The sequence below is a fragment of the Rhizobium rhododendri genome (genome assembly GCF_007000325.2).
Taxonomy (GTDB): Bacteria; Pseudomonadota; Alphaproteobacteria; order Rhizobiales; family Rhizobiaceae; genus Rhizobium; species Rhizobium rhododendri.
The window spans coordinates 2,547,996-2,563,189 of the sequence record NZ_CP117267.1 but is presented as its reverse complement, the minus strand read 5'-3'; the positions used below and the strand labels follow the sequence as shown (position 1 = coordinate 2,563,189).

Sequence of the window (15,194 nt, the reverse complement as noted above, 5' to 3'; positions counted from 1 at the left end):
GGCGCCCGCCGGTGCTATCGGCTCGTCAGCCCCGGCATGCTCCGATACAGCACGTACCCGGCGACGACGAAGATCAGCAGAGCGAACATACGGTTGAGCAGGCTTTTGTAAACGCTTAGCCGCGTCGATAGCAGCATGCCGAAGACGCCGCCGATTATTCCGCCGCCGACAAATTCGGATGCAAGCCTCCAGTCGACCAAGCCGGATGCCGCGTAGTTGATGGCTGTCGCCAGTCCGAAGGCGCCTACCGACAGAAGCGATGATCCGACCGCATTGATCATCGGCATGCCTGTGGCGAGCATAAGCCCGGGAACGATCAGGAAACCACCGCCGATCCCGAAGAAGCCGGACGCCAGTCCCGAGACCAAGGCCACGCCTGCCGTCATCAGGCACATCCTGGCATCGACAGGTCGCGGCGTCTCCGTGTTCAGCTTCCTGGGCCGGAGCATCAGTGCACCGATCACCACCATGACGCCGCCAAAAAGCAGCATCAGTCTGTCCCCGTCCATGGACTTGCCGAGCGTCGATCCGGCGAGGGCGCCCACCATGCCCAGAGCTGAGAAGACGATGGCGCAGCGCCACCAGACATGGCGCCTGGCAGCGTGTATACCGAAGTTTGCGAAGGCATTGACCGAAACAGCCAGCGCTCCGGTCCCGATGGCGACATGCGGCTCGGCAACGCCAACGACATAAAGAAGCAGCGGCGTGGCGAGGATCGACCCGCCTCCGCCAAGCAGCCCGAGCATGAAGCCGACGAGGCTGCCCGAACCGACCGCGGAAACGATCGAATAGGTCACGCCGGTTTGCTCCACACCCGGTCGTGCAACGCCATGCCGACGAGCATGGCGATCACAAAGACAAAAGACCCGGAGAAGCCGACCGTCAGCGAGGCAAGCGCCGGGCCGGGACAAAAGCCGCCGATCCCCCAGCCGATGCCGAACAGCGCAGAACCGGCAATCAGCGGCGCGTCGATCGCTGTGCTGGATGGCAGGTGGAAGCTGTCGTCGAGCACGGGGCGTTTCATGCGCTTCATGATGCGCACGCCGATAAACGCGACGAGGACGGCGCCGCCGAGAACGAAGGCAAGGCTGGGGTCCCAGGCGCCGAAGACATCGAGGAACCCCTGCACGCGCGCCGGGTTCAGCATGCCTGAAAGGGCGAGGCCGGAACCGAAAACGATGCCTGACGCCAGAGACGCGAGGATACGGAGGAGGGGGCTGTTCATTGTCCGAACCCTCGAAGCACCGTCGTCGCGATGACACCGGCCACCAGGAATGTGGCGACGGCAACCATCGAGCGGGGCGAGAGACGCGCGAGACCGAGAACGCCATGGCCACTGGTGCAGCCGGACCCCATCCGCGATCCGAAACCAACGAGGAGGCCGGCGACGATCAGAAGCGGCCATCCGGCTGAAATCTCGACAGCCGGCCACCTGTCGGCGAGAGTGAGGTAGACGACAGGGCCGAGGAAAAGGCCGACTACGAAAGCGATGTTCGTGGCGATGCCCGTTCCTTGGACAAGGCGACCGACAATTCCGCTGATGCCGGCGATGCGGCCATTGAGCAGCAGCAGCGTGACGGAGGACAGGCCTATGAGCATGCCTCCGATAAGCGACGGAAGGTAGACTGTCATTGCCCGGCCTCCGGCTTGCAGAATATCTCGTAGAGAGCGCCCACGAGCTGGGCGGCCTTTTCCTCTGTCAGGCTGTAGAAAACCTGCTTCCCCTCGCGGCGGGTCGCCACGATTTCGGCCTCACGCAGCACAGTCAGCTGCTGGGAGAGATGCGGCTGATGGAGATCGAGCATCACCTCGAGTTCGCCGACCGAGCGCTCGCCTTCCACCAGGGTGCAGACGATCATCAGCCTTGCGGGGTGCGCGAGCGTCTTCATAAGGCCTGCGACTGTGGCTGCGCGGGCTGCCATATCCTGCGGCGTCATTGCCGGTGCTGCTGATTTGCCTGGATCCACGGTCATCAGGCTATCGTCCTTTCGAGAGCGTCCAGCGGAAATTTGAGGTAGCGCCTGCCGTTCGCCTCCGGCTCCGGCAACCTTCCGCCGACAATGTTGACCTGCAGGGCGTGCAGGATCAGCTTGGGCATGGGAAGTGTCGCATCGCGTTCCCTGCGCAGTTTGACGAACGCCTCCTCCGATACGCCGGCAATGTGGAAATTGGCTCGCTTCTGCTCACCTACAGTGCTTTCCCAGCGGGGCGCGCGGCCGTTCGGCTGGTAGTCGTGGCCTGTGAAAATCCGGGTCTCGTCGGGAAGCGCCAGAATTTCGCCGATCGAGCGCCACAGCATATGCGGGTCGCCGCCCGGAAAGTCGGTCCGTGCCGTGCCGCTGTCGGGCATGAACAATGTGTCGTGCACGAAGGCAGCGTCGCCGATCACGTACGTAACCGATGCAAGGGTATGGCCGGGAGAGAGCATGACCCTTGCGTCAATCGAGCCGACGCGGAATGTTTCTCCGTGCGCGAAAAGCCTGTCCCACTGGGAGCCGTCGGTCGCCAGAGCCGGCCAGTTGTAGATCGATTTCCAGAGCTTTTGAACGTCGACGACCTTTTCGCCGATGGCGGTCGGAGCGCCGGTCTGTTCCTTTAGGTATTGAGCTGCGGAAAAGTGATCGGCGTGGGGATGGGTGTCGAGGATCCACTCCACCTCAAGTCGGTTCTGCCTGACATAATCGAGAATGATGTCGGCATTTGCCGTTCCCGTCGAACCGGCCTTTTCGTCGAAATCGCGCACCGGATCGATAATGGCGCACTTGCCCGTCTCAGGGTCCGACAGCACATACTGTATGCTGGAGGTGCGCTCGTCGAAGAAGCCGTTGACCACGGGACGCCGCGCCATATGCGTGGTCAGCCATATGGCTGCCGCCGACGTGTCGATGCCATGCGTCTGTCCGAACGCGGTGACATCTGCAACTGCCATCCGCCCGTCCAGGGCCTCACCGATGACGTACAGCAGCAATGCGCGGGTGCCCGATTTGCAATGGGCGACGACAGGGCCAGGCGATTGATCCATGACCCGCTGAAATGCCCGAACATCGGCTTCCGTGATCGTCGCGACGGTAACGGGCACGAATGCGTATTTCAGATGCGCACGCTGCGCGGCATCTTCTTCGGCGTCCGTTCCCGGTTGCGATGGTTCCTCCCCATCCGGCCGGGCATTGACCAGCGTCGTAAATCCCTGATCCGCGAAGAGCTTGAAGTCCCCCAAGTCAGGTTGCGGCATCACTGAAAGCTTGTCGGTAACCCTTGTCATTGCCATCGTGGCATCCTTCATCAATCAATATACATTTAAGTATAATGTATATTGATTGATGAAGCAAGGGGATGGAGCGCGGATAGGTGCGCGGTAGCGCGTGAGCGAAGCTTTCGATCAGGTATAGGCAGCGAGTTTTTCCAAGAGCGGCAGGCGCGCCTGCAGCCGGGTGAACAGCAGAACCATCCCGCTGATCTTGCGCTGCAGGAAGAGCTTGTCGGGCGGCGGCAGGCGCCAGCTGGCTCGATCGGCAACCACCGGTGCGGCCAGCTCCCTTATGGCGGTGACAAACTGCCGATCGGCGAAATCGAAAAGGCCATCCTTGCTCGTATGCGCGTGCTCCAAGCCGATGCCGATCATCGCATCGATCGCCACGCGGTGACGGGCTATCTGCGCCTCCGACACGAACCCCATCGCCACCAGCGCATTGCGGACACGGTCCGCGTCGCCAGCGATGCCTGCGCGCAGCAGATCGCGGTAGCCCTCGGCGGTTTCCGGCTCGACGACGCGCGTGGCGCCGAAATCGAGGAGGACAATCCGATCGCTATCGGGCTGCCAGCGATAGTTGGCGAAGTTCGGGTCGGTCTGCATGAGCCCGAACGAGAACAGTTCCTGCAGCAGGAGGTCAAACAGCGCTTCGCTGCCGGCGTTTCGCTGCATCTGGGAGGCATTTGCCAGGCTTTCTATCGGGACCCCGGCCACGAAATCCATTGGCAGGACGTTGGGTCTCAGAAGCTCCTCGAAAGGCTCGGGCAGCGCAAATCTACCGTCCCCCTTGAGATGTTCGCCATAGCGGCGCATCTGTGCCGCTTCGCGCAGGTAATCTGCCTCCTCGTGCAATTGGCGCCTGGCTTCGGCAAGCAGAGGCGCGATGTCGAGACCGGCGGGCACGAGGCCCGAGATCCGCAAGAGGGTGGCGACATTGTCGATGTCGCCGTCGATGCTTTTTGCGATGCCGGGATACTGGACCTTGATCGCCAGTTCGCGTCCGGAGACGAGGCGGGCGCGGTGGACCTGGCCGATGGAGGCGGCTGCGATAGGCCGCGTGTCGAACTCCGCGAAGTGTCGTCGCCAGCCCGGTCCCCATGCCGCCGAGAGTGCGCGTTCCAATTGGTATGTGGGCATGAAGTGGGCGTCGTTGCGCAGCTGGGCGAGGATTGCGGTCAATTCCGGGGGCAGCATGTCTCCCGCATCGAGCGACAACATCTGGCCGAGCTTCATCGCTGCACCGCGCATGCGCGACAGCTGCTCGGTAACCTTCAAGGCGTTTGAGGGGGTTAAAAGCAGGTCGCTCAGATGCGGTCGCTCGCCGTCTGCCAGACGGCGCAAGCCTTCGCCCAGCATCCCCGTGGCAACGCCGCCGGCGATCTGGCCAAGGGCCGCCAGACGGCCAAGACGGCTCTGGGGCACGGGGCGAAAACGGTCTTTCATCGGAAATGTCTCCGTAAACTGAGCACTGTGACGCTACGCTGCCGCGTCATGCTTGGTGGCCTGCGGCTTTGAGGAGTTCGGGGATCCTTTCTTTCAACCCGAAGAAGCCCTTGCGACAATGCGGCCAGGCGCGACGATCCCAGGGGCGGAGATTTTCGGCAAACGAAAGCCCTTCGTCGAGGGCTTGCCTCTGAAGACGTTGCAACCGATCCGCTGTCGGGCCGACGGGCGCAAACCCGGTCGCAACCTGGCGGCATCCCGATGCTTTCGCGTCGTGAAACGCAGTGGGACCGAGTGCTCCCAGCACGACCGCGTCGGGCCAGCGCAACCCAAGGCGCGCGAAGGCATCTTCCAGCGACGTGCGATCGGCAGCGTCGTCCTCCGACAGAAAGGCGATGGCTTTGACGTTGAGGGTGTCGAAGGCCGGCAAGGTTTCGAGCGACAGATCCTCGATGGTGACCAGCAGCAGGGTAGGTGAGGTGTTGTCGGGCGTTTGCGAAATTCTGGGCTGCGAGGCGGGCGGAACCGAGACGGTGTCGGCAGTTATGCTGGCGTGTTGGGCGAGCCTGCGGGGCGCGAACCGGCCGCTGGTCATTGTGCGGATCCTTTCGGCATCGGCCAGATAGGCTTTTCCTGCGGTATGAAGTCCCGCCACCCAACGCCACGACAGGGTATTCGATGCCGGATCTGCATCAATCAGGCGGTCCAGCATGAAGGCTGCTCCGAGTTCCCATGGCAGGCCGAGGGTAAAGACCCAGATCGATGCGAACTGCATCCGCGCCCAGTTGTGGAGATAGCCGGTGGCATCCAGCTCTGCTGCCCAGGCGTCGAAACAGTCTATTCCAGTGTGGCCAGCGCAGGCATCTGCGAAGCGCCGCGCCCGAGCCGTATCGGCATCGAGGTGCTCGCGCGCCCGGTCCAGCGATTGCAGGTAACCGGTCCAGACGGTCGGCCGCTGTTCCAGCCATCCTTTCCAGTAGGTTCGCCAGAAGACCTCGCTGATAAACTTTTCTGATGTTGTGGGTCCATGCATTGCCAAGACGGCGCGGACGACCTCGTCCTCGCCGATCAGGCGTCGCCGAAGCGCGGCTGACAGGCGTGAGACATTCACGTGGCCACCTGGCCCGTGGTCGAAATTTCTCAGGCGGGCATAGCTTGCGCCGGCATCGGGTACAAATTCGCGCAGGCGCTGCAACGCGGCAGTGCGCGTCAGCGGAAACGACAGCTCATTGATCGATGCTTCAGCGGCGGCCAAGACAGATTTCCTTACTCAATTTCTTGGGTTGCGGTACGCCGGGAAATGGCAATCGGATCAGGCGTGATCGGTGTGTCGGCCCACGCCGGCAGGGCCTGGGCTTGTGATCTTTTGGACAGAAACAGTGTTGGTTCGCCAGTAAAGCCGGATGCCAGGTTTTTGACCCGCCGCGAAAGAAGGTTAAATTCTTCTCATGCAAGTCTGCGGGAAATACGTTGGAGATTTTTGGGTTGCCAGACTGCGGTATTTTATTTTCGTGCCGCGTTAGCAGTGCAAATTCAAATGAATTTCCGACCCCGATGTGGAACTCAATTTCAAGCAAACGAATGTTGTTTTAATTATTAAATTTTGGATTTTCCAAAGACAGTTTCTAGAGTGCCCCTGCCAACTCAGTCTCGCGACAATCATCAACTAAGCTCCAAAAGAAACCGGTCATTAGCCACACAGGAAATATCTGTAGGGACGAAGGTCGCGTTCGTCTTCAAAATCCCTGTCAAAATACATCGAAAATGCCTATTTTGACTTAGGGGCCTTCGAAATGAATTTTTTAGAGATACTGCATATGATGGCAGGGATGCCGTTACTGCGCCTGCAAATACATCCAGACCCCCAATATTGATCCGAAGGACTATCGAATGAGGAGCGTCGCGATGGTTCAGCGAAGCATAGTGGAAGAAACGAGGCGCATAGCGGCCCTTCAGGATCTGCAGATCATCGGGACGGCACCAACCGCTGCTTTCGACGCGATTGTCGAAGTCGCAGCGACTATCTTCGGCTGTGCGACTTCGGTGATATCGCTGATGGCGGAGGACCGCCAGTGGTTCAAGGCTAAATGTGGCATCGATTTCGATGGCACGTCCCGCAGCATCGCGTTCTGCGACTACACGATCAAAGAGAATGCGCCGCTTGTCGTTCACGACGCGTCGAAGGACCTTCGCTTCAAAGACAACCCGCTGGTCACGGGCGACAATCATATCCGGTTCTACGCCGGTGTGCCTCTCTCGCTCGATGGCGAACTTTGTCTCGGGGCGCTCTGCGTTATCGACAAGGACCCCAGGGAGCCGAGCGAACAGCAAATCCAGCAGCTTGTCCGTCTGGGGCGTGCTGTCGAAGGCCTCTTACTGGCGCACCGTCATCTTGTTACGTCCCAGGCGGCGACCGCCGAAGCCCATCGTCAATCCAGGGAGGCAAGTCGCCGCGAAGCGCTGCTGACGCAGGTCGAGAGAATGGCTGCCATCGGCGCATGGCGCATCGATATAGCGACGAACGCCGTCATCTGGTCCGATCAGATCCGTATTCTCCATGAACTCGAGGACGGCGAGACGGTGACGCTCGAAGACGGGCTCAAGTTTTATCCCGAGCCGGACCGCACACGTGTCAGGCACGCAGTCGAAGAGGCGGTAAAGCTGGGCAGTGCCTTTGCGGTCGAGGCAAATTTCATAACGGCACGCGGTCGCAAGCGCCGCATTCGCTGCAGCGGCGATGTCGAGATGGAAAACGGGGTGCCCGCCCATATCATCGGCATCTTCCAGGACATCACCGAACGGCACGATGCAGAGCGCACGCTCTGGCATAGTGCCCACGTCGATCACCTGAGCGGTCTTGCAAACCGGCACTGGTTTCAAAAAGACCTGGCGGAGCGGCTGACGAAGGCCCGGCATGAAAGCCAGAAAGTCGGGCTTCTGCTGATCGATCTCGACAGCTTCAAGGAAGTCAACGACACGCTCGGTCACCAGGCCGGAGACGAGGTCATTGCCAGGATCGCAAAGCGGCTGCAGTTGGTGGCTGGCGAGAGCTCTTTCGTTGCCCGGCTCGGCGGTGACGAATTCGCGCTGGTCCTGGAACGACCGATCGCGACGGACGACCTGCGTACGCTTGCAGAAGAGGTCATGTCCCAGGTGAAATCGCCGATCCGGTTTCAGAGCGAAGCGATCCACGTCTCCGCGTCGATCGGTATTGCCTGCTTTCCGGACGACGCTAACACACCGGACCAATTGCTGAGATGTGCGGATATGGCGCTCTACAAGATCAAGCGCTCCGGCCGTGGCAGCATCGGCTTCTTCGGCCCGGAAATCGCGACGATCTTCGACACACGTCGCATGGCACTGGAGAAGGTGCGCAGCGCGGCTGCTGCAAACCGCATTGTACCCTACTACCAGCCAAAATTCCGGCTCGACGATCTGTCCGTCTATGGCTTCGAAGCGCTGGCTCGCATCGAGAATGAGGACGGAACGATCAGCGGGCCCTCGGATTTCTGGCCGGCCTTTGCGGATCCGACCAGTTCCAAGACGATAACCAGACACATACTGGATGGCATCGTCAGCGACATCGTCCGATGGCGGGCCATGGGGATCGATCCCGGCACGATCAGCTTCAACGCCTGTGAATACAGTTTTCAGGATCCCGATTTTGCGAGCTCCCTGATCAGAAAAATCGACGGAATGAAAATTCCCCGGTCAAGCTTCGAGGTGGAGGTGACGGAGACGGTCTTCTGGGGGGACGACCCGAAGCTGGTAGGGCGCCTGCTGACCGAGTTGCGCGAAGCCGGAGTGCACGTGTCGCTTGATGACTTCGGCACTGGTTATGCCTCGCTGACCCATCTCCGCGATTTTCCCATCGACACTTTGAAAATCGACCAGTCGTTTGTCGCTGGGCTCGGCAAGAAGCTGCAGAATACCGCAATCGTCAACGCCATCGTCGAGCTTGGACACACTCTCGGAATGAAAGTGGTGGCAGAGGGCATCGAAACAGAAGATCAGCTGGAATTCCTGCGGTCGATCCACTGCGATAGCGGCCAGGGGTTCTTCGTCAGCGGAGCATTGGCGGCCGACCGTATTACCGACATGCTGCAACCCGACGCGGATCACAAACTGAAACCAGCGAACGAAGCGACGATCACCCTTGCCCCATGACGTCCAGGTGGGAGCGGGAGAGTGCCGCAACACATGGCGCTGGCGCCGGGTTCAATTTTTGTCAATTTTCCTTTGCTAATCTGCGGCCCGGAGGAGACTGATCCGATGGCCGGCATCAACATTCGTTTGGCAGAAATTATAGAGGCTCTCAGCCAGGCGCTCGATATGACGGAAGGACAGCCTCCGGGGCACTGCATCCGCTGCTGCTACATAGGTACTCTGATAGGCCGCGAAATCGGTCTGGGCGACAGCGAGCTCCAGGACCTCTACTATACGCTGCTCCTGAAAGATCTCGGCTGCAGCAGCAATGCGGCCCGGATATGCGAGCTTTATCTCGCCGATGACCTGAGCTTCAAGCGCGACTTCAAACTGGTGGACAGCAGTCTCGGCCAGATGCTGCGTTTCGTCATCGGTCACACCGGCATGCAGGCAGGCCTCGCGGAACGCTTTCGCAGCATTGTCCATGTCCTTCAGAACGGCGGGGACTTTTCCACCGAACTCATCCAGACCCGCTGTCAGCGTGGGGCCGAAATTGCCCGGCAGATGCGCTTCTCGGAGAGCGTGGCACACGGCATCATGGGGCTCGACGAGCACTGGAACGGTGGCGGCAAACCGGAGGGCCTGGCCGGCGAGGACATCCCGCTCTTCTCTCGCATAGCCTTGCTGGCCCAAGTGATCGATGTCTTCCAGCGCAGCGGTGGGCCACAGAATGCGTTGAAGGAAATTCGCCTGCGCAAAGGCCGCTGGTTCGATCCGTCGTTGATCGACGCGTTCTCCCGCGTCGCCCAGACAGAAGGCTTCTGGGAGGCCCTGAACGCCGACGACGTCGAGGAATTCGTTCTGGCGTTGGAACCCGGCCAGCAGCTGATCATGGCAGACGAGGACTATCTGGATGATATCGCAGCCGGCTTTGCCAGGGTGATCGACGCCAAGAGCCCTTTCACCTCGGGCCATAGCGATCGCGTCGCGTTGTTTACAGATCTGATTGCCGAAGAGATGGGCCTCGATCTCGTCGGGCGCCGGTTGCTGAAACGCGCCGCCTTGCTTCACGATATCGGCAAGCTCGGCGTCAGCAACAGCGTCCTCGACAAGCCCGGCAAGCTGGATGAAAAGGAATGGACGCAGATGAAGCGCCACGCCGAGCTGTCCGAGAAAATTCTCTCGAACATCGGTGCCTTTTCAGCAGCGGCGGTCGTCGGTGGCGCGCATCATGAAAGACTGGACGGCAAGGGCTATCCCCGTGGCTTGCACGCAGAGGATATCCCGATGGAAGTGCGGATCGTCTCGACGGCTGACGTGTTCGACGCGCTGACCGCAGATCGGCCATACAGGCCCGCGATGTCCGTTACAAAGGCGATGTCGATCCTCTGGGAAGGCGCAGGGCAATCGCACGATCCGATTTGCATCGAAGCCCTGCAGCGTGCCCTCTCCAAAACCGTTCTGGCGCAGGCCGTTTAGACGGGTAGCTTTCCCCTAGTGCCGGACTTGCGGCAGCTGTTCCTCCGGAGCGAAAACCGAAGGAGCGTTCCGCCGGCGATCCGAAGGCTCAGTCAGGCGTCATGATGTCAGACTGCGCGCTCGTCCTTCGGTGAGTCCATGACAATCAGGGAAGTGATGGAGCTGAGGTACGATCTCGTCCCCAGGACATCCGTGTGAAATCGTTTGAAGTCGGCAAGATCGCCGGTTTCCACGCGCAGCAGATATTCGAATGCGCCAGCTATATTGTGGCACTCAACGACCTCGGGTGCGATCGACATGGCGCGCTCAAAGCCCTCAAGTGCCGCCTTGGTGTGCGATGACAAGCCTACCATGACATAGACCGTGAAGCCGCGACCCAGACGCACAGGATCCGTGACCGCGCGGTAGCCCCGGATGACGCCCGTCCGCTCAAGCTCTTGGACGCGACGCAGGCAGGCCGAAGGGGAAAGGTTAACCCGTTCCGCAAGCTGGACGTTTGTGATGCGTCCATCCCGTCGCAGCTCTCGCAATATACTGTCGTCTATCTGATCCATCGTCATCATTCATTGCGTTGAAGTTGGTGTTCAACGCATATTAGACGATTAATTGCAGCCGTCTCCCCTTATTATTGCGAAGGAAAATTAGAGGAGGCAATTGGATGAATTTCACGGTGATCGTCGCCTTGCTGGGCTTTGCCTTCGTCACAACGGTAACGCCGGGCCCAAACAACCTCATGCTGATGGCGTCGGGGGCAAATTTTGGATTTCGCCGAACGCTGCCTCACATGCTCGGAATTGTGGCAGGCGTCTCGATCATGACGCTTCTGCTGGGCGTTGGCCTGATGGCGCTTTTCGACATCTTACCGATGATGTACGGCGCGCTCAAAGTGGTGTCGATTGCCTATTTGTTGTGGCTGGCATACAAGATAGCGACCTCTGCATCCGTCGAACAGCGTGCTTCCAAGGGCCGCCCGATGACATTCCTTCAAGCCGCTGGCTTTCAGTGGGTAAACCCGAAGGCATGGGCCATGGGGCTCTCGGCGATCACGCTGTATGCTCCGGAATGCTCCCTGGTTTCGGTTTTTGTCGTGGCAATCGCCTTCGCCCTCGTCTGCTTTCCGGCGATATCGGTATGGGCATGGCTCGGAACGGTGATCCGGCAATGGTTGTCGAACTCCGCGCGCCTAAGGGCATTCAACATAGTCATGGCTCTCTTGCTCGTAGCCTCGCTTTACCCGATCCTCGGATTGGGTAAGTAGGTCAGGTTTGACAAGCATGAGAAGCTCGCAGGCAGTCCGTCCGTGCCCGAAAAGGATAGTCCGGCGGCGCAGCCTGTAATCAATCCTCTGCCGTGACGGGCGCGATCCTGGGGGTGATCCGCAGGGCTCTGAGCGAATTCAGGATCACCGCGACATCGATGAGTTCCTGGAGCACGGCTCCCTGCACAGGTGTCAAGTAACCCAGTGCTGCGGCGATCATTCCGATAACCGACATGGCGATGCCCGCGATGACGCTTTCCATGGCGATACGCCGGGAGCTTTTGGCAATTTCGATGCCGGGCAGCAGGCGATCCAGGTGATCGACAAGAAGCACGATATCGGCGGCTTCAGCCGAGGCGGCGGCTCCGCGGGCGCCCATGGCAACGCCGATGTCGGCGGCGGCCAATGCCGGGGCATCGTTGACCCCATCACCCACCATCATCACCGACCCGTTCTTGCGCTCGGTCAGCACCAGAAGGACTTTCTGGTCGGGCGTCAGGTCTGATCTGACGGCGTCGAGGCCAAGGTTCTTGGTCACCGTTTCCGCCACCGCACGCCGATCTCCGGTGGCCAGCAAAATCCGCTTGATGCCAAGCAGGCGCAGGTTGGCAATGAGTTCGACGGTTCCCGTGCGCAATGCATCCGCCATGGTGATGTAGCCTGCGATCCTGTTGTCGACGGAGAGAGCGACAACGACCGTCCCGACGTCCATGATCGGACTGGCTGCGGACACCACGCCGGCCTGTTTGCTGACGAATGCGATGCCTCCCACCGATACCTGGCGGCCGGAGATCGTTCCGATGACGCCTTCACCGGGGCGCTCGACGACGTTTTCCGGCAATGGCAGCACCACGCTCTGGCGACGCGCCGCTGCAACGATGGCCTGTGCCATGGGGTGTTTCGAGGCCTGCTCGAGTGCGGCCGCGAAATACAGGATCTCACCGTCCGACATTCCGTTGTGCGCCTCGATCGAAACGATTTGCGGGCGCCCGTCCGTCAGGGTTCCGGTCTTGTCGAGAATCAAGGTGCTGATCCGCGCCAGGGCTTCCAGCGGCTTTGCGCCCTTGATGAGAACGCCGAAATGGGCTGCACGGGAAAGACCGGCCACCAAAGCCACCGGGACGGCAAGGATCAGCGGGCAGGGGGTCGCCACGACAAGGACAGCCACTGCGCGAATGGGATCGCCGGTGAACCACCATGCGGCTGCAGACAGCGCGATCGTCACCAGCAGGAACCACAGCGAATAGCGGTCGGCCAGCCTCGCCATCGGGGCCTTGGATGCCTGCGCGGCCTCGACCAGGCGCACGATGCCTGCATAGGTGCTGTCGGCGGCGCGATGCCGCACGCGCAGGTCGAATGCTTCCCCGGCATTGGTCGATCCGCTCATCGCCTCCTGGCCCTTGTCCAGCCGCACCGGCATCGACTCGCCTGTCAGGGCCGACTTATCGAGGATCGCCTGCGGGCTTTCGATGTCGCCATCTGCAGGCACGATCCCGCCCTGGTGGATCAAAAGCAGGTCGCCGGGTTCGATGATCTCCAGCGCAACGTCTGCCAGACCACCGTTGGCATAACGCGTCGCGGTTCTGGGGACACGGGCGAGCAGCGCGCTCATCTCACGCCGGGCGCGGCCTTCCGCGAAGCTTTCCAGAAATGTGCCGCCGGAATACATGACGGCGACCACCGCTGCGGCGAGCGTCTCACCGAAGAGAAGCGCTGCGGTCATGGACAATGCGGCCACGATGTCGAGGCCCACTTCGCCACGCCAGACGCTGCGCGCGATTTCGAAGATCAATGCCGCCAGAACCGGGACGACGCCGACCTGCCATGCAAGCCTTGCAGCATCCGGGTGATCTAGGACGTAAAGAAGCAGCCCGAGTGCGAGTGTGAACATCGCCACGAGGAGCAGCGTGGTCTTCAAACGGTCTGTTCTCTCAGCGGTCATGGACATCTCTCGTTCCCATTGGAGGCTCAGAACCGCAGTTTGAGGCCTCGATCCCTCCAGGCCCGGTTAGCGCAAGAGGCGTCAAGGTAACCCACCGTTGGGGCGCGCGGATTGACCGACATCAATTGAGGGGTGCGATACCGATGGGCAACCGATGCGGTCATGGAAGGCCGGATTTCAGGTGGACGCGCGGGGCTTGTCTGCAACGTTGCAGTTTTGACATTCATCATCTGTACAATCGGGTAGTTGCCGGTCTAAATCGTCCACCATCAGTTCAAGAAAACGAGACATTCCATGATCGATCCAAAAACGATGGCCGCGCGGTTTCCCGGTGACTTTACCTTCGGCGTGGCGACGGCCGCTTTCCAGATCGAGGGTGCCACCAGGACCGATGGACGCAAGGCGTCGATCTGGGACGCGTTCTGCAACATGCCGGGCAGAGTTTTCCAGCGCGACAACGGCGATGTCGCTTGCGATCACTACAACCGGCTGGACGAGGATCTCGATCTTATCAAGGAGATGGGCGTTGAGGCCTATCGCTTCTCGATCGCCTGGCCGCGCATCGTGCCGGAAGGCACCGGGCCGATCAACGAGAAGGGGCTGGATTTCTACGACCGGCTGGTCGACGGCTGCAAGGCACGCGGCATCAAGACCTTCGCGACGCTTTATCACTGGGATCTGCCGCTTTCGCTGATGGGTGACGGCGGCTGGACGGCGCGCTCGACGGCCTATGCATACCAGCGCTATGCCAAGACGGTTATGGCACGACTCGGAGACCGGCTGGATTCGGTCGCTACATTCAACGAGCCCTGGTGCATCGTCTGGCTCAGCCATCTCTGGGGCATCCATGCGCCGGGCGAACGAAACATGGAAGCGGCGCTTGCGGCCATGCACCATATCAATCTCGCCCACGGGCTCGGCGTGGAGGCGATCCGCTCCGAGGCGCCGAAGGTGCCGGTCGGGCTGGTGCTCAACGCCGCGTCGATCATCTCAGGCTCGGACGGTGCGGCCGATCATGCGGCTGTAGAGCGGGCGCACGAGTTCCACAATGGGGCCTTCTTCGATCCGGTCTTCAAGGGCCAGTATCCGGAGGCCTTCCTGGCAGCGCTGGGCGATCGCATGCCCGAGATTGCCGATGGCGACATGGCGCTGATCAATCAAAAGCTCGATTGGGTCGGCATCAACTACTACAAGCCGGATCGTGTCTTCGACGATGCGGAGAAATCGGGCGACTTTCCCTGGACGAAAGAGGCGCCGCCGGTCAGCGACGTCAAGACGGATATCGGCTGGGAAGTCTACGCACCCGGCCTGAAGCTGCTGATCGAGGACCTCTATCGGCGCTACGAGATGCCGGAATGCTACATCACCGAGAACGGGGCCGCCTATAACATGGGCGTCGTGGACGGTGTGGTCGACGATCAGCCGCGGCTCGACTATTACATCGACCATCTCAATATCGTCGCTGATCTCATCAAGGACGGATATCCGATGCGTGGCTACTTCGCCTGGAGCCTGATGGATAACTTCGAATGGGCGGAGGGCTATCGCATGCGCTTCGGCCTGGTCCATGTCGATTACGAGACGCAGGTGCGCACCGTCAAGAGCAGCGGAAAATGGTATTCCGAACTGGCGGCGCTGTTTCCAAAAGGCAACCATACCGCGACCTGATCACCGAC

13 protein-coding genes are annotated in these 15,194 nt (G+C 60.6%); 4 read left to right on the top strand and 9 right to left on the bottom strand.

The window, feature by feature from the left end; translation table 11 throughout:
• Positions 1-14: 14 nt before the first annotated feature.
• The 7 genes from PR018_RS12410 to PR018_RS12380 form a co-directional block, all read right to left on the bottom strand.
• Positions 15-812: a sulfite exporter TauE/SafE family protein gene (locus PR018_RS12410; protein ID WP_142830446.1), complete on the bottom strand. Its 798-nt coding sequence runs from the start codon at positions 810-812 to the stop codon at positions 15-17.
• Entirely contained in the window at positions 794-1,225 is a 432-nt protein-coding gene (locus PR018_RS12405; RefSeq protein ID WP_142830448.1) for a DUF6691 family protein, read from the bottom strand. The genes PR018_RS12410 and PR018_RS12405 overlap by 19 nt, the downstream gene beginning before the upstream one ends.
• Entirely contained in the window at positions 1,222-1,632 is a 411-nt protein-coding gene (locus PR018_RS12400; RefSeq protein WP_142830450.1) for a YeeE/YedE family protein, read from the bottom strand. The genes PR018_RS12405 and PR018_RS12400 overlap by 4 nt, the downstream gene beginning before the upstream one ends.
• The gene (gene bigR / locus PR018_RS12395; RefSeq protein ID WP_142830452.1) at positions 1,629-1,973 is read right to left on the bottom strand and encodes a sulfite-sensing transcriptional repressor BigR; all 345 of its coding nucleotides are present in this window, start codon (positions 1,971-1,973) and stop codon (positions 1,629-1,631) included. Before bigR ends, PR018_RS12400 begins: the two co-directional genes overlap by 4 nt.
• On the bottom strand, positions 1,973-3,268 hold the full coding sequence (blh, locus tag PR018_RS12390) for a bifunctional sulfur transferase/dioxygenase Blh (protein WP_142830454.1): 1,296 nt from the start codon (positions 3,266-3,268) through the stop codon (positions 1,973-1,975). Before blh ends, bigR begins: the two co-directional genes overlap by 1 nt.
• A gap of 111 nt (positions 3,269-3,379) precedes the next feature.
• On the bottom strand, positions 3,380-4,693 hold the full coding sequence (locus PR018_RS12385; RefSeq protein ID WP_142830456.1) for an ABC1 kinase family protein: 1,314 nt from the start codon (positions 4,691-4,693) through the stop codon (positions 3,380-3,382).
• Between the two features lie 46 nt (positions 4,694-4,739).
• A complete protein-coding gene (locus tag PR018_RS12380; protein ID WP_224127940.1) occupies positions 4,740-5,948 on the bottom strand; it encodes an FAD-binding domain-containing protein in 1,209 nt (402 codons plus the stop codon).
• 650 nt (positions 5,949-6,598) lie between these two features.
• On the opposite strand from PR018_RS12380, the gene PR018_RS12375 reads away from it, so the two are divergent.
• Together PR018_RS12375 and PR018_RS12370 are read left to right on the top strand one after the other, a co-directional pair.
• Entirely contained in the window at positions 6,599-8,860 is a 2,262-nt protein-coding gene (locus tag PR018_RS12375) for a sensor domain-containing diguanylate cyclase (RefSeq protein ID WP_161990967.1), read from the top strand.
• A 105-nt stretch (positions 8,861-8,965) separates the two neighbouring features.
• On the top strand, positions 8,966-10,318 hold the full coding sequence (locus PR018_RS12370) for an HD-GYP domain-containing protein (RefSeq protein ID WP_142830460.1): 1,353 nt from the start codon (positions 8,966-8,968) through the stop codon (positions 10,316-10,318).
• Positions 10,319-10,425: 107 nt separating this feature from the next.
• On the opposite strand, the gene PR018_RS12365 is transcribed toward PR018_RS12370, so the two are convergent.
• Positions 10,426-10,872, bottom strand: a complete 447-nt coding sequence (locus PR018_RS12365) for an Lrp/AsnC family transcriptional regulator (protein ID WP_142830462.1) — start codon at positions 10,870-10,872, stop codon at positions 10,426-10,428.
• 104 nt (positions 10,873-10,976) lie between these two features.
• Here PR018_RS12365 and PR018_RS12360 point away from each other — a divergent pair, with 104 nt between their 5' ends.
• The gene (locus PR018_RS12360) at positions 10,977-11,576 is read left to right on the top strand and encodes a LysE family translocator (protein ID WP_142830464.1); all 600 of its coding nucleotides are present in this window, start codon (positions 10,977-10,979) and stop codon (positions 11,574-11,576) included.
• Between the two features lie 79 nt (positions 11,577-11,655).
• Here the strand turns inward: PR018_RS12360 and PR018_RS12355 are convergent, their stop codons facing one another.
• The gene (locus tag PR018_RS12355) at positions 11,656-13,518 is read right to left on the bottom strand and encodes a heavy metal translocating P-type ATPase (protein WP_142830466.1); all 1,863 of its coding nucleotides are present in this window, start codon (positions 13,516-13,518) and stop codon (positions 11,656-11,658) included.
• Between the two features lie 294 nt (positions 13,519-13,812).
• Here PR018_RS12355 and PR018_RS12350 point away from each other — a divergent pair, with 294 nt between their 5' ends.
• A complete protein-coding gene (locus tag PR018_RS12350) occupies positions 13,813-15,186 on the top strand; it encodes a GH1 family beta-glucosidase (protein ID WP_142830468.1) in 1,374 nt (457 codons plus the stop codon).
• Positions 15,187-15,194 lie beyond the last annotated feature (8 nt).

Excerpts from the sequence above, each read along its gene's own strand:
- PR018_RS12405 (WP_142830448.1), bottom strand. The coding sequence starts at position 1,225 with ATGAACAGCCCCCTCCTCCGTATCCTCGCGTCTCTGGCGTCAGGCATC.
- PR018_RS12400 (WP_142830450.1), bottom strand. The coding sequence starts at position 1,632 with ATGACAGTCTACCTTCCGTCGCTTATCGGAGGCATGCTCATAGGCCTG.
- bigR (WP_142830452.1), bottom strand. The coding sequence starts at position 1,973 with ATGACCGTGGATCCAGGCAAATCAGCAGCACCGGCAATGACGCCGCAG.
- blh (WP_142830454.1), bottom strand. The coding sequence starts at position 3,268 with ATGGCAATGACAAGGGTTACCGACAAGCTTTCAGTGATGCCGCAACCT.
- PR018_RS12385 (WP_142830456.1), bottom strand. The coding sequence starts at position 4,693 with ATGAAAGACCGTTTTCGCCCCGTGCCCCAGAGCCGTCTTGGCCGTCTG.
- PR018_RS12375 (WP_161990967.1), top strand. The coding sequence starts at position 6,599 with ATGGTTCAGCGAAGCATAGTGGAAGAAACGAGGCGCATAGCGGCCCTT.
- PR018_RS12370 (WP_142830460.1), top strand. The coding sequence starts at position 8,966 with ATGGCCGGCATCAACATTCGTTTGGCAGAAATTATAGAGGCTCTCAGC.
- PR018_RS12365 (WP_142830462.1), bottom strand. The coding sequence starts at position 10,872 with ATGGATCAGATAGACGACAGTATATTGCGAGAGCTGCGACGGGATGGA.
- PR018_RS12360 (WP_142830464.1), top strand. The coding sequence starts at position 10,977 with ATGAATTTCACGGTGATCGTCGCCTTGCTGGGCTTTGCCTTCGTCACA.
- PR018_RS12355 (WP_142830466.1), bottom strand. The coding sequence starts at position 13,518 with ATGACCGCTGAGAGAACAGACCGTTTGAAGACCACGCTGCTCCTCGTG.
- PR018_RS12350 (WP_142830468.1), top strand. The coding sequence starts at position 13,813 with ATGATCGATCCAAAAACGATGGCCGCGCGGTTTCCCGGTGACTTTACC.